Source organism: Paenibacillus tianmuensis, from assembly GCF_900100345.1.
GTDB classification, from domain to species: Bacteria; Bacillota; Bacilli; order Paenibacillales; family NBRC-103111; genus Paenibacillus_G; species Paenibacillus_G tianmuensis.
This window is the reverse complement of sequence record NZ_FMTT01000057.1, coordinates 19,142-33,437: the sequence shown is the minus strand read 5'-3', so window position 1 is coordinate 33,437 and position 14,296 is coordinate 19,142. Positions and strand designations below refer to the sequence as shown.

The following is a 14,296-nucleotide window of genomic DNA, read 5'->3' as shown; positions in this document are numbered from 1 at the left end:
ACTTAGCAGTCTGCACAAAACAGAAATGGCCTGCGTGCGTTAACTAGCTAAGAATCCCACGGCTTTAGCCGTGTTGGAGGCTCAAATAATGACCATAAACTGGACCTGTTACAATTGAATATGTTACGTATTTGTAATATATTAACTAAAGATTAACTATATAGGAGGAGTATTATGGAGGATTCAGTCGTAAAGAGCAATTTATTATTAAATTCAAGAAAAAACACTCTTGATAATAAAGGGGTTTTAGAACAAAATAAAAAGTTTTGGGATAATACTGCTGACAAATGGATCGGTGTAACTGCACTCCCAGAACTCGGATGCTTGATACCATCAGAAGAAGATTTACATTTGTTTGGTGATGTGTCTGGTAAAATAGTTCTTGAAATTGGTTGTGGAAGTGGGCACTCTCTTAAATATCATGGTGACCATAATGCATCAGAACTTTGGGGACTTGATATGTCAACACAGCAAATTGAAAATACAACCCGTTATTTAAAAGATTGTGGATATGAAGCACATTTATTCAATAGTCCCATGGAAGTGAATCCAGGTTTACCGATGGGTTATTTTGATATTGTTTATTCCATATATGCAATCGGCTGGACTACCGATTTACAAAAAACATTTAATTTAATCGCATCCTATTTAAAAAAAGGTGGTACTTTTATATTTAGCTGGGATCACCCTGTTATGAGATGTATGGAAATTGAAGAAGATAATCTTGTAGTTAAAAGCTCTTATTACGATGAAAATCTTTTTACGTTTGAAAAATACGGCTTTGATGTTTCACTCAGCAAAAGGAAAATTTCAACGTATATTAACGCTTTATCTAAAGCTGGATTTTTTATTGAGGAAATGATTGAAGAAACTGATAAACAAACCCTTGAAAGTGAGAGTAAAGTTGAACAGAAATATCATTCTGCTTTCAATGCGAAAATGTTTCCCCTGTCCTTCGTTTTTAAAGCAAGAAAACTTTAACTGTTATTGTTGTACCACAAACCATCAATTGAAGGAGATGCATTACAAGATGAGTTATGACGTTCATATCGGCAAGTTAATCAGTGGGAAAAGGGGATTGGAGGGTAAGGGAACTTATCTGCTCTGCACACCGGATAAGAAAATTCAAGAGATCACGACATTTGGTCCTCAGGACGGGATCTTCGTTAGCCGAAAAGACATGGAGAACGCACTTTACGATTTCTGCAAATCTGCTCTGTCTAAATATATAGAAGAAGGAAGAAACAAGGATGTGTACACCTTCTCCATTTATACGGATAGTTATTGCGGTAGATACGTGATATATATCAATAATTTGGACTCATTAAACCAAACTGCAGATAAATATTACGCGCGTTACCAAAAAGAATATTCTGAAAAAGGTAAGGAGAGCTATAATCAAACTCGGGAGCAGATATTAAGTTCACTTCAGTTTAGTGAAGGTGATTACCCCTTTATGTTTGAAGAGATGCCGGAACTCCTTGAAAGCTATCTTCATATTTTCTCCTGCATTAGTCAGGAAGAACCCAAGCGTTTAGAAATTGAGAACAACTACATATTTGAGAAGACGATCGTGGATTCGGAGCTCTTCTTGATCGCTATCGATGTGATTCATCGTATGAAAGAGGACTTCAAACAATTGGATCGGACCGATGACTTCGTTGCCTACGTATCTGCTGCAGATGGCGTTGGCGGAGACTACCTGACCCTCAGCCAGCTAATTCGGAAATGTGTGACCGAAGAACAATTGCATAAGGCCATGCCAGACGTGAGGGAGGGGGATCTGGCGTTTCAGTCTACTGTCAAAGCTATAAGACAACAAGCCTTTGACCAACAGGTGCACCATTGGGTGTCTGTGATCGAAGGAGGGGATGGTAACGGTAGTAGCATGGAAAGCTTCTTGCGAACCGACTATGAGGCCTATGAACAACTTGTGGAGCTCGGGAGCCCGATCATTCCATATATAGAAAAGTATTTGAACGACGATCTTGAGGATGAATGCAGAGATATCCTAGAGATGGTTTTAGAAGATCTGCAAGGTAAGTAACATGAGAAAAAAGGAAGAAATGATCAAGGAACTGGCAGATTCAAACGGATACTTCCTCCACTAACTTCATTGACAGGAGACTAAAAATGACGGACCGTGTATTGTTCAGGAAAGATTTTATTGTTATCACCGGCGGGCCCGGCGCAGGTAAAACTACCTTGCTGAATGAACTACAGAGAAGTGGCTATCCATACGTTTCGGAAGTCGCCAGAGAAATCATTCAAGCGGAGATGTCTTCCGACGGGGATGCCTTGCCTTGGAAAAATGCAATCAAATATCGCGACCTCATGCTGGATAAATCTATCGAAAGCTACCATGCAGCATTATCAAATCAGCCGGGGCACACGTTATTTTTTGACAGAGGCATCCCCGATACGTTGGCCTACTCTTCTTTAATCCATGCCCCCATTTCAGAGAGGCTTGAATCCACAGTTCAGAAGTACAGATACAACAAGCAAGTGTTTATTTTGCCGCCTTGGAAAGAAATTTACCAAACGGACAGTGAAAGAGTACAGGATTTTGAAGAGGCGCTGGCTACGTATCACATCTTATTTGAAACCTATAAGCAACTGGATTACGAACTGATTGTCGTACCCAAGCTACCGATCGACCAGAGAACAGCGTTTATTCTCGGTCATGTTGAGCAAATTCCAACCGACTGAGCGCCTTCTGCGCAACCGTGATACCGGCGTCAGCCGGATGAATCTCTGGATGTGCGTCTCGAAGCCGATCGATGGCACATACCCAGCAGCCCAAAGTAACGACAAAAAAGCCGGAAAATGTTTTTATAAGTCCCGCTTCAATCAGCAGCAGCACCGATGCCACAACCAACAGAACAGCGACGGCAAGTGTCCCGGCCTTGCTATAGAACGTTCATTTTGCGACCCCGCAAGCTTGGGTAATTTCTTCGCTCGTGACGTTGATCCGTATAATGTTAGGGGAAATGTATGGTCTGAAGAAGGCCGAAAATAGTTGTCTGATGTTAAAACCCGGGAAAGCATGGGGTTGGAAAAAGGTGGACAAAGGTTTATAATTTAACTGTGCTGTTTTGTCGTCGACCACCAATGCTGCAAAAAAGCCGGGGGATCGACGACAAGGATAGCTGGGCGGCAAAAGGGTTACGGTGTTTGTTTTGTTCGATACGTAATTTTGGAATATGTAGAAATGGCTTAGTGGCGGGAAGTTTACGGGTTTTGAACGTACCTATGAGGAATTGAAACCTTTGATGAGTTTTCTTGTTTCTGCTTCTTCTTTCTGGTTTTGAACGTACCTATGAGGAATTGAAACATATTTCGTCTCGCGGACAGGCGGAAGCGCCAGTAGTTTTGAACGTACCTATGAGGAATTGAAACTAAAATTTTCGAATCTAGTGGATTTGGACCCCTAAGTTTTGAACGTACCTATGAGGAATTGAAACGGGCATACAGGCTGCTTAAAGAACTCGCGCCTTAGTTGCGTTTTGAACGTACCTATGAGGAATTGAAACCTGTACTTGGAATCTCATAAGGTGGTGACTCCATGGAAGTTTTGAACGTACCTATGAGGAATTGAAACGAATTAGAGATAATGATTTCTGGAAAGTACACTACATTGTTTTGAACGTACCTATGAGGAATTGAAACAAGGACTTTCGGCTGAATACGTCGAATTGTCCCATAGTTTTGAACGTACCTATGAGGAATTGAAACCTACCAGTCCCATGCCTTCCCATGTGGTGGAATATGGTTTTGAACGTACCTATGAGGAATTGAAACTCGCTCATCCATTCGTACTTTGTTTGTTTGATCCGCGTTTTGAACGTACCTATGAGGAATTGAAACCTTGATCCCTATCAGCTCCCTTTGCAAACCTTGCGTGTTTTGAACGTACCTATGAGGAATTGAAACCCGCATAAACGAAGAAGAGCTTCTTTATGCTCGTCAAGGTTTTGAACGTACCTATGAGGAATTGAAACTTTGTTTACGCCTCTATGTTTGTGGCTTTGTTTTGCATTTTGAACGTACCTATGAGGAATTGAAACGATATTCATCAGGCCTAGAAGGATTCCAGATTTTCCGTTTTGAACGTATCTATGAGGAATTTAACTTCACTCCGAAAGAAGTCTCCCACTTCTAAATCTTGCGAAGCTTGATGAAAGTGGGAGATGAATTTCGGTAGGCGAAGCCTAAAGTCTTTTTTATTGCCACATTTTCTATGATGAGATATAATCAGTGTTAGATAAAATAAAGGCTGTTGCATCAGTGACATTGGACAACAATAATCATTCGGTGTTCTCTCTGTATTATCATCTTGTTTTGGTTGTGAAATATCGTAGAAAAGTGATGGATGATACCCTATCTGACTATGTGAAAGAAATGTTTGTTCGATGAGGTGAAAACTATAATATATCCTTAGTTGAATGGAATCATGATTTGGACCATGTGCCTATTTTGTTCAAAGCACACCCGAACACCGAATTGTCCAAATTCATCAATGCTTATAAAAGTTCAAGCTCCGAAAATCAGGGGATGAAGTGAGGTGACTGGACATAGCGAACAAGGCCTATAAGTTCCGTTTGTACCCAACGCCTCAACAAGAACAACTGCTTGCAAAAACCTTCGGTTGCGTTCGTTTTGTTTACAACAAAATGTTGGCTGAACGAAAGGAAACCTACGAGCAATTTAAGGATGATCAAGCTGTGTTGAAGAAACGAAAGTTGCCTACACCTGCAAAATACAAGAGTGAGCATCCTTGGCTAAAGGAAGTAGATAGCCTTGCGTTAGCAAACGCTCAGCTCCATCTGCAAAAGGCATACCAAAACTTCTTTTCCAGACGTGCTGAATTTCCGAAGTTCAAAAGTCGCAAAGTAAAGCAGTCCTATACAACGAATGTGGTCAACGGAAACATCATGCTCTTGGATGGCTATATCAGATTACCGAAATTGAAACTTGTAAAAATGAAGCAACATCGAGAAATTCCGTCACATCACATCATCAAGTCTTGTACGGTTTCTCGAACAAAAACAGGAAAATACTATATTTCTATTCTGACCGAATACGAACATCAACCTGTACCAAAAGAAGTACAAGCTGTTGTTGGCTTGGATTTTTCCATGAATGGCTTATTTGTTGAAAGTGAAGAGGGGAAGACAGCCAATTCCCCTCATTTCTATCGACAAGCCTTGGAAAAATTAGCGAAGGAACAGCGTATTCTATCACGCAGAAAGAAAGGTTCTAACCGTTGGCATAAGCAACGATTGAACATTGCAAAACTGCATGAAAAAATAGCAAATCAAAGAAAAGACTTTCTACATAAGGAGTCGCACAGATTAGCGAAACGGTATGATTGCGTGATTATCGAAGACCTCAACATGAAGGTAATGTCACAAGCCCTTCATTTCGGCAAAAGCGTTGCCGATAATGCATGGGGTATGTTCACGACATTTCTCCAATACAAGTTAGAGGAGCAAGGGAAAAGGCTTATCAAAATAAATAAGTGGTTTCCCTCATCCAAAACTTGTTCATGTTGCGGTCAAGTGAAGGAGTCTTTGTCTCTTTCTGAGCGTACATTCCACTGCGACTGTGGTTTTGTTGCAGATCGAGACTGGAATGCTTCGATCAATATCAAGCGTGAAGGATTGCGATTGTTAGCATAATCATATATATATAGAGCATGGAACAGGCTCGATAGCTAAGTAAATTTCGTACCATTAGGTACGATTACCTTAGAAGCCCCCACCTCTAAGCAAAGCGTAGGTGGCGGGTAGTTCACACCTATCCGTTCATTCAATTCCGAATCATTCCGCGCTTCGGAAACAAAGCTTCCCACCTCACTACTAACAGACGAACACAAAAACCCGCTAACAGAAAATCTGCGTGAGGACTTAACTTACCTCACAAAACGCACCTGGAAATTCACTTGAAAAATCATTCAAATTGGCATCATGGAGGTCCCGCGAAATCCATCATGCGCAAAAGAGGTGCACATGGTTCCAACGCATTTGGAAGAGGATTTCGGCGAATAGACCATGCGGAGATCCTAAGATGCAACCAGTACGTATTGCCGCCAATTGGCGGCTTTTTTTACCGCTACGGGTCCTGAGTCCTGGCATATGCGGAAGCGAAACCGGGACATACGTATTAGGTCGGGTAGAATAGTTCGTTGGATGTTCGTATTTCTATAAAAAAAGGGGAACAAAAAGAAACTACATGATATAATAACACTGTTAATACCATAATTTGCCGCACCCGAAGGGTGACAACGTTTTGCTGACAGGAGGCGAAGGGGTGCAAATCTATTTCAGAGTCAAAGCGGCCGGCAAAAGGCGTCCGGTGCTGGAGCTGATTGAGGCGTCGCTGCCTGACGATGTACAGTGTCTGAAGGATGCGATTCGGGCGATTGTAACGGATCAAGTGCAGCGTTTTAACGAGCGCAGCATCGAGCAATCTATTTTTCCTTACTTAAGTCCCGGGCAAGTGGAGGAGCAGGCCGAAGCCGGCAAGGTAGGCTTCCAGGCGGCTTATGACGACCGGAAGGCAAATGCTGCGGCTGCGGTCGAGACGGCTTTGCAGGCATTTGAGGACGGCATTTACAAAGTGCTGATCAATGATACAGTCGTGGAGGAGCTGCATGCGCCGCTGACGATTGCGCCCGGATCGGTTTTTACCTTTATACGACTGACCATGTTGTCGGGAATGATGCGCTAACTAGGAGAGGAGTTTAACATGACAGAACGTATTCATCTTGAGTATAATCATGAGCTGCTGGATGCCTTGTCTGAGCAATTGCAGACGAAGAAGGATCATGAGCATTATCCGTTAGCCTCCAGCCTGCTGGACTATTTGACGGCCACATACCAGAACGAGGCAGAGCGCAAGCAGCTGTTTATTGCCGAACTGAACCGCGCCTATCCTTGTCCGATGAGTGAAATGACCGATGCTGAGCAGTTGTGGGCGGGACCGCTGTCATCGGCGCCGACGCTGCTGTTTGGAGAGGAGAACGGGGCAGAGCTGCTGGATTTGCTGCGGCGCCGCATTTTGCGTGCCTATTCAACCTACTATTATCGCAAAGGCTATCGTTCCCGCAATCTGGCTTATTATATGGAAGCCATACTGTTGACAGTTAAATATTACTATAATGCTCTTGCTTATGAGTGCACCTTGCAGGATTATTTGACGAGGCATGACATTATTCTGTCGGAAGACTCTATTATGGGCGACCGCATCGCCCGCGAGCTCGACATGGGCAACGAAACCGTCTTTGAGGCGCTTAGAGACATCATGTTTGGCGAAAATCAGACGGCGCTGCTGACCAGGCCGATGATTCGCGGCATTGTGCAGAGCCATAACGTAGAAGCCTACGAAATGCTGGGGCGTCTCCTGATTGCGGCCAGGCTGCAGGAGGGCCTGCGCCAGCACATTATGGAAAGTCTGGACGAAGGAACTGTTGAGGCCGCCGTCTACTTGATTCGCATCGTGCTGGAGCATAATTTGGAGCGCTTCAGCGCGGTGATCCGGGCGCTCGATACGTGGACAGGGCTTGCCTTTACCGATCAGAAGCCGGCGGTCATCCGCAAATGTCTGGAGCTTGCCCTGCGCGCTCTGACGGAAGAGAGCTACCGGGAAGAAGCGGAACATAGCGAAGATACGCTGGTCTACTATTTCTCGCTGTGGGCGACGGCGACTTATGATATTGGCGAAGCCACCATGCGCATCCAACGTGTGCTCAAGGACGGTGCCAGATATAAGAAGCTGTCTTCGCTATACTTCCTGGCCCAGCTGAACCAGCAGGATATGCAGCATCGGATTGCAAGCGGACATCTGCCCGCAGCAGTCGATGACCCGGAGCAGATGGCTTGGCTGATGAACAGCATCTATGCCGACTATCGCGTCTCCTACCATTATGGGGACGGGGCTGTCGATTTGAGCAATTCTCCGATCAGCGAGGACCTTGTAGAGCGGCGCGAACAGTTCAATGCTTTATTGCAGTCGCTGAGGCAGCTCAAAGGGACGAAAACCTTTAAGGAGAGCGTATTCCCTTGGGCGGTGGCAACGCTAGATGCCGATGAGCTATTGCGGCGTATGATGACTTTGGCGGCCTATGACCGTGATGCCGCAATGATTGAGCAGTTAATAGATTGCAGCGACCGGATGAACTCAAGCCTGCGGTACAGTTTGCTGGTTAATTTTATCGGAGCCGCCGCCTCTGGTAAACAGCGCGAGTATTTGCTGCAAGCGTTGAATGATAAAAGCACAAACAACCGCAAGGCGGCAATTAAGCTGCTCGGACAATCGGAGCTTGCCGCTGCCGAACTGGACAAAATTGTTGAGTTAATGAAGCTGAAGACAGGCACCCTGCGTCAAGCCTGCATTTCGCTGCTCATGCAGCAGACCGATGAGGAGCTGCTGCGCGCGGCGGATAAGCTCTTGTCTGCCTCAAATGAACAGCAGCGGCTGGCCGGGCTTGCGATTGTCGAATCTTTGCAGCAGGATAAGCAGCGGCAAGCGCTTTATCCGCAAGTGCGGGCCCATGTTCAAGCGCTGCATGAGAAGGGGCGGGCTACAGCACAGGAGCAAGTGCTGATCGATAAGCTGCTACATGCTGCAGATGCGAGCGATGGCGCCGGGAATGGCTTCGGCTTATATGATGTGAATGAGAACGTGGCGATACCGCCCAAATTCGATCATCCGGAGCTGGCCGACGCATCGGATCGGCAGCAAGCCGAGCGGGAAGCGGAATATGTGAAGCAGTATGCGGCGTGGCGGCCGGAGGATGTTGCGGCGATATATCTGCATTTTGAAGCGCTCATGGAGGAGCATTACAATTATGAGTATGAAGGGCAACATTACAGCAATTATTCCGAAAAGGTGCTGCTCGGCAATCAGACGTACAGGCTGGCCAAGGTAAAAAAAGCCGATGGCGAAGAGACCGCCGAAGATTCGCTGGATAGCTACCCGCTGCCGGAGGTATGGCGGCAGGCTGCGCGGGATTTGCAGCTGACGCCGATGCGCATGCTGGTCTTCATGTTCGGAGGGGAGGACCACACGATCGGCGATGCCGCGGAAAAGCAATGGTTCACAGAGCTCTATGCGGATGTGCAGGATAAGCAAAAAGCGCAGCAGTTGGACAAGGCGCTGGAAACGCTCAAGCATGAGAGAAAAACCAATCAATTGATTCGCCTGCTGTTTCATGAAGCCGACTCGACTGAAAGCTTTACGGCTTGTATGTCTATCTACCGTTCATTGCGGGCACGGCTGACGGTTGAGCAGTGTGTCATGCCGCAAGCGGAGCTGGATGAAGGAACCAACATGTATTGGCATCGGGATAGAGACCGTTTTCCAGCTCTGGGATCGGACCTGCTGGAGCAGTGGCTGACATGCGCAGAGCCGTGTGCGCAAAGCGACGAGCAATTTGCGGAATATTTCTTCACCGCTTATGCCAGCTACAAGCTGTTAAAGGGCGCCGACGACGTTACTTTATCCGTTGATTCTTATATGCGTGCGCATCATCTGGGCCTGATCAGCGACAGCGTCCTTTTGCGTGAAATGATGGTAGGGAACCTAGCCAAAGATTTCATCCGCAAATTAACGCATCCGAATTGGAACAAGCCACTGCTGGAAAGCTATCCGGGCGTGAGGCCGCTATTGGAGCAGGCGGTGTGCCGTATTGTCGAAATCGAATCGCGCCGCGGCGATTTGCCGACAGAAGTATCGGAGCTATCGTTAGCGATTCACCGATTCGAAGGCATGCGCTTCTTTGTCGCTATTTTGACGGGACTGGGGAAGGAAACGTTCCGGCGCGGTTACGTCTACAGTAGCGACCTGACGAAGAAGGCCGTACTCAGCTCGCTGCTGAAATGCTGTTATCCCGCCAAAGGCGAAGACGCGGCACAACTCGCCGCATTGCTGGAAAAGACGGATCTGACCGAGCAGCGCTTGCTGGAAGCGGCCATGTATGCGCCGCAATGGGTTGATATCGTGCAGCAGCACCTGGGCTGGTCGGGACTAAAGAGTGCGGCATGGTATTTCCACGCTCATATTAACGAAACCTTCTCCGCGCAGAAGGAGACGGAAGTGGCGATCTTCTCGCCGATCAGTCCGCAAAGCTTCAATGACGGCGCCTTCGACGGAGATTGGTTCAGGAGCGCTTATGAAACGCTCGGCGTAGAGCGCTTTGACCTGCTGTATAGCTGCGCCAAATATATTACCGATGGCGGCAATTCGCACCGCCGTGCGCAGTTGTTCGCCGATGCCACTTTAGGGAAACTGGATAAGCAGGAGCTGGTGGAGGGCATCCGCTCTGCCCGAAATAAGGACAAACTGCTCAGCTATGCTTTGCTACCCATTGCGGCCGGAGACAAGCGGGAAGTGCTGGGGCGGTATGAGTTGATCCAGCAGTTCCTGAAAGAAAGCAAGCAATTCGGCGCTCAGCGTCGCGAAAGCGAAGGAAAGGCTAGCGCCATAGCCCTCGAAAATTTGGCACGCAATGCAGGCTACGGCGATGTCAATCGGATGAGCTGGGATCTTGAAGCTGAAAAAATCGGAGAAATCGCGGCTTATTTTTCCCCGCAAGATATGAATGGCACGAAGCTTTGGCTGGCAATTGATGATGAAGGTCAAGTGGAGCTGAAGGTGGAGAAGGGCGGTAAAGCCCAGAAGAGCATACCGACTGCCTTGCGCAAGAATGAGCTGGTCTTGGCCATGAAAGGGGCGCAAAAGGAGCTCAAGGATCAGTATACCCGTGCGAAGTTCAGCTTCGAGCAGGCGATGGAAAATGGAACGCGCTTCACCGCGCAAGAGCTTGGGGCGATCATTCGCAATCCGGTCATTGCGCCGCTTGTGCGCCATCTCGTTTGGATCGATGCGGCAGGGGCGGAGACGGGGAAAGGCGGTATTGGTTATTTGCAGGAGCCGGACCAAGGGGCGAACGCATTCATGCTGCGCCAGCCGGACGGCGGCCTGCTGACACTGCAATCGGATACCGGGCTGCTGCTTGCCCATCCGGTTCATCTCTATGCGTCCGGGCGCTGGAGCGAATTTCAACGGGACTTGTTTGTGCGGGAGATCAAGCAGCCGTTCAAGCAGGTATTTCGCGAATATTACCGTCTGAATGCCGATGAGACTGCTGCGGTTACGGTATCCCGCCGTTACGCTGGCCATCAGGTACAGCCTCAGCGGACGGTAGCCTTATTGCGCGGGCGCACGTGGACCGTCGATTACGAGGAAGGGCTGCAAAAGGTGTACTACAAGGAAAACCTGATTGCCCGCATGTATGCGATGGCCGACTGGTTTACGCCGGCCGATATTGAGCCGCCAACCTTGGAGACGGTGCAGTTCTTCAATCGCGAGACAATGGAACCGATCAAGCTGGCGGAAGTGCCGCCGGTTATTTTCTCGGAAGTGATGCGCGACATCGACCTCGTCGTCAGCGTAGCACACGCCGGCGGCGTCGATCCGGAGGCCAGCCATTCGACTGTGGAAATGCGCATCGCGATTGCCCAAGAGCTGCTCATGCTGCTGAAGGTCGACAATGTGCGGCTGGAAGGCTCTCATGCGCATGTTGCAGGCAAGCTTGGCGAATACAGCGTCCATATGGGTTCAGGCATCGTGCATAAAAAAGGGACAGGAGCGCTTACCATTCTGCCTGTTCATTCGCAAAGCCGCGGCCGCCTGTTCCTGCCGTTCGCCGACAGCGATCCGCGCACAGCGGAAATTATGTCCAAGCTGCTGCTGCTGGCAGAAGACAGCAAAATTAAAGATCCAAGCATCCTGGCGATGCTATAGCATGTAGAAGAGCGCCCGACAAACATCGGGTGCTCTTTGTGCATACGAGAGCGTAGCGGTCGGAGAGCCCGCTCGGTCGTGGCGAAGAGGTTAAGGTAAGGTAGAAGGTCGAAAATATTTATCTGAGGTTAAAACCCGGGGAACCGTGGGGTTGGAAAAAAGCGGACAAAGGTTTATAATTTAACTGTGCTGTTTTGTCGTCGACCCCCAATGCTGCAAAAAAGCCGGGGGATCGACGACAAGGATAGCTAGGCGGCAAAAGGGATCACGGCGTTTGTTTTGTTTGATACGTAATTTTGGAATATGTAGAAATGGCTTAGCGGCGGGAATTTTACGGGTTTTGAACGTACCTATGAGGAATTGAAACTGTAATCAACTACATGATCAAAGAATTTGTCGAAAGCGTTTTGAACGTACCTATGAGGAATTGAAACCTCATTTGCAGAACGATGGGGAAGAGATTCCTTCACAGGTTTTGAACGTACCTATGAGGAATTGAAACTGGCATCGGTGAAGTTCAGGAAATATCGAGGTCCGGCGTTTTGAACGTACCTATGAGGAATTGAAACATGATACGTGGTGTGAAGATTGCAGCACCTGCGATGCCGTTTTGAACGTACCTATGAGGAATTGAAACTATGTTGCTATAGTGATATAGCCCCCGTTTGGCCCTAAAGTTTTGAACGTACCTATGAGGAATTGAAACTAAGCTGCGTTAATCGCATTACGTTTTTCCCCAAATGGTTTTGAACGTACCTATGAGGAATTGAAACGGTGTTACATCCCGCCATGCCGCAAACTTGTTTTTTTGGTTTTGAACGTACCTATGAGGAATTGAAACAAGTCAAGCATCAAGGGGCGGTCGCGGGTATTTCATTGTTTTGAACGTACCTATGAGGAATTGAAACCATAATCAATGTGATCCGTCGGCTCCGATCGGTTTCAGTTTTGAACGTACCTATGAGGAATTGAAACTATCATAAGAGGCGTAATATTCCTCTCGGCTGTACGGGTTTTGAACGTACCTATGAGGAATTGAAACTCACGTACTCATTGGATGGGTGTATGAGGATTTCGAGTTTTGAACGTACCTATGAGGAATTGAAACAAGTCCATTTTGAATTTGTCGAACAGCGTAGACGTCTGGTTTTGAACGTACCTATTAGGAATTGAAACCTCGAACTGCAAAAACCATGGCTCGGAACATGAAGTTTGTTTTGAACGTACCTATGAGGAATTGAAACTTCAAATTAAGACTTCAAAAGAACCCTGCATCAGTAAGTTTTGAACGTACCTATGAGGAATTGAAACTAAAGTTGGTTCAACTTGGCCTGTTTTTCATTTAGCGTTTTGAACGTACCTATGAGGAATTGAAACTCGGATGAGGTCCATGGACGCCTATATCGGGATTGTCACGTTTTGAACGTACCTATGAGGAATTGAAACTCCGCTGTTTTATTCGGCCAGCTTTTCCTTGAACGATTGAGAGAAAGAGACGACGCGACCCGTCACTTTAAAGGAATGAACCTGGGCTCAAGTGAGGTCATTCCGCTCAATAGTACACCGTGGCACGGAATGCAAGCGGAACAGTGCAAGCAAAGAAAGCCTCTCGAGATCGTCTCGAGAGGCTTTGTGGCGATTAGAACGTAATCGAATGTCTGCGGTCTTGTATGCGTTCGCCGGAACGTGTTCGTTCGACATAGTGAAGCTTGTTGTCAGTCATCAATAAAATCGTAGAACTTCTCGTTCCGTAATGATCGCTCCGAATGTAGATCGGAGAGAGGAGACGTTCCCACTGCAGTGACACGCCGGTGGCAGGCAGCGCATCGTCAGGTGCCGGCTCCGCGTCCTCAAGCAGTTCAAACAACGCATCGACCCGGTCCTCCCGAAAATCCTTGAGTTGCGCTTCCAACTCTTTCTTCCCTTTCGTTACCTTCGGCCAATGGGTGTCCAGCAGATGGTTGCTTACGCCGTAAACACCGGGCTGGAGCTTTTGAATCTCGTGACCTATGTTCGAATAATAATACAGCTCGTTGGGATCGCCAACCAACAAGTTATAGCCCGGGTATTCTGTCCGTTCGCGGGCGGCGTGTTCCGCATAAGCCTGGGGCGATTCGTTCCCGACTAAATAGGTAGAGACCAACTGTCCACGGGAGTGCTTACCCTCGGTTTGCTCCGTAGGATCGCGATAATTCGTCAAAGCGGCGAATCGGCCGCTGTTCGTCACGCCCATCCACGTCCCGTTCCGGAGCAAATCCCGTCCAGCCAGCACATGAGGGTGATCCGTCCAATAATGAATCGGCGCCGTCGGACGTGCGTAAAATTCATCGCGGTTCGCGGCCATGACGAGTTGATAAACGGGATGCAGCCGGTAAGCGAACAAGATTAAACACAAGCCAATCACGGCCTTTCCGCATCGTTTTCGTATGCATTATAACATCATCGAAGCTCAAGAGAAAATATCCCCAAATGAAAGGCCCAAACCGCT

General features: G+C 47.4%; 7 protein-coding genes, 1 pseudogene and 2 CRISPR repeat arrays. Of the genes and pseudogenes, 7 read left to right on the top strand and 1 reads right to left on the bottom strand.

The genetic code is table 11. The features are described 5' to 3' along the window. Positions 1-174: 174 nt before the first annotated feature. The 7 genes and pseudogenes from BLO51_RS25330 (at position 175) to BLO51_RS25295 (ending at position 11,808) form a co-directional block, all read left to right on the top strand. Complete coding sequence (locus tag BLO51_RS25330) at positions 175-981, top strand: class I SAM-dependent methyltransferase (RefSeq protein ID WP_090676268.1); 807 nt, start codon at positions 175-177, stop codon at positions 979-981. Between the two features lie 49 nt (positions 982-1,030). Beyond that, the gene (locus tag BLO51_RS25325) at positions 1,031-2,047 is read left to right on the top strand and encodes a DUF4303 domain-containing protein (RefSeq protein ID WP_167670330.1); all 1,017 of its coding nucleotides are present in this window, start codon (positions 1,031-1,033) and stop codon (positions 2,045-2,047) included. Between the two features lie 86 nt (positions 2,048-2,133). Then, complete coding sequence (locus BLO51_RS25320; protein ID WP_090676265.1) at positions 2,134-2,709, top strand: AAA family ATPase; 576 nt, start codon at positions 2,134-2,136, stop codon at positions 2,707-2,709. Positions 2,710-3,237: 528 nt separating this feature from the next. Continuing rightward, positions 3,238-4,133: direct repeats of the CRISPR family, unit length 30 nt; unit sequence GTTTTGAACGTACCTATGAGGAATTGAAAC. 154 nt (positions 4,134-4,287) lie between these two features. Beyond that, positions 4,288-4,542: pseudogene (gene tnpA, locus BLO51_RS25310) on the top strand (IS200/IS605 family transposase); the annotation flags it as partial. A 32-nt stretch (positions 4,543-4,574) separates the two neighbouring features. After that, the gene (locus BLO51_RS25305; RefSeq protein ID WP_090676262.1) at positions 4,575-5,681 is read left to right on the top strand and encodes an RNA-guided endonuclease TnpB family protein; all 1,107 of its coding nucleotides are present in this window, start codon (positions 4,575-4,577) and stop codon (positions 5,679-5,681) included. Between the two features lie 631 nt (positions 5,682-6,312). Continuing rightward, positions 6,313-6,732, top strand: a complete 420-nt coding sequence (locus tag BLO51_RS25300) for a hypothetical protein (protein WP_245719825.1) — start codon at positions 6,313-6,315, stop codon at positions 6,730-6,732. An 18-nt stretch (positions 6,733-6,750) separates the two neighbouring features. After that, positions 6,751-11,808: a DUF4132 domain-containing protein gene (locus BLO51_RS25295; RefSeq protein ID WP_090676259.1), complete on the top strand. Its 5,058-nt coding sequence runs from the start codon at positions 6,751-6,753 to the stop codon at positions 11,806-11,808. A gap of 337 nt (positions 11,809-12,145) precedes the next feature. Continuing rightward, positions 12,146-13,254: a CRISPR direct-repeat array (repeat unit 30 nt; unit sequence GTTTTGAACGTACCTATGAGGAATTGAAAC). A gap of 193 nt (positions 13,255-13,447) precedes the next feature. Here the strand turns inward: BLO51_RS25295 and BLO51_RS25290 are convergent. Continuing rightward, on the bottom strand, positions 13,448-14,212 hold the full coding sequence (locus tag BLO51_RS25290) for an NRDE family protein (protein ID WP_342672473.1): 765 nt from the start codon (positions 14,210-14,212) through the stop codon (positions 13,448-13,450). Between the last annotated feature and the right edge of the window lie 84 nt (positions 14,213-14,296).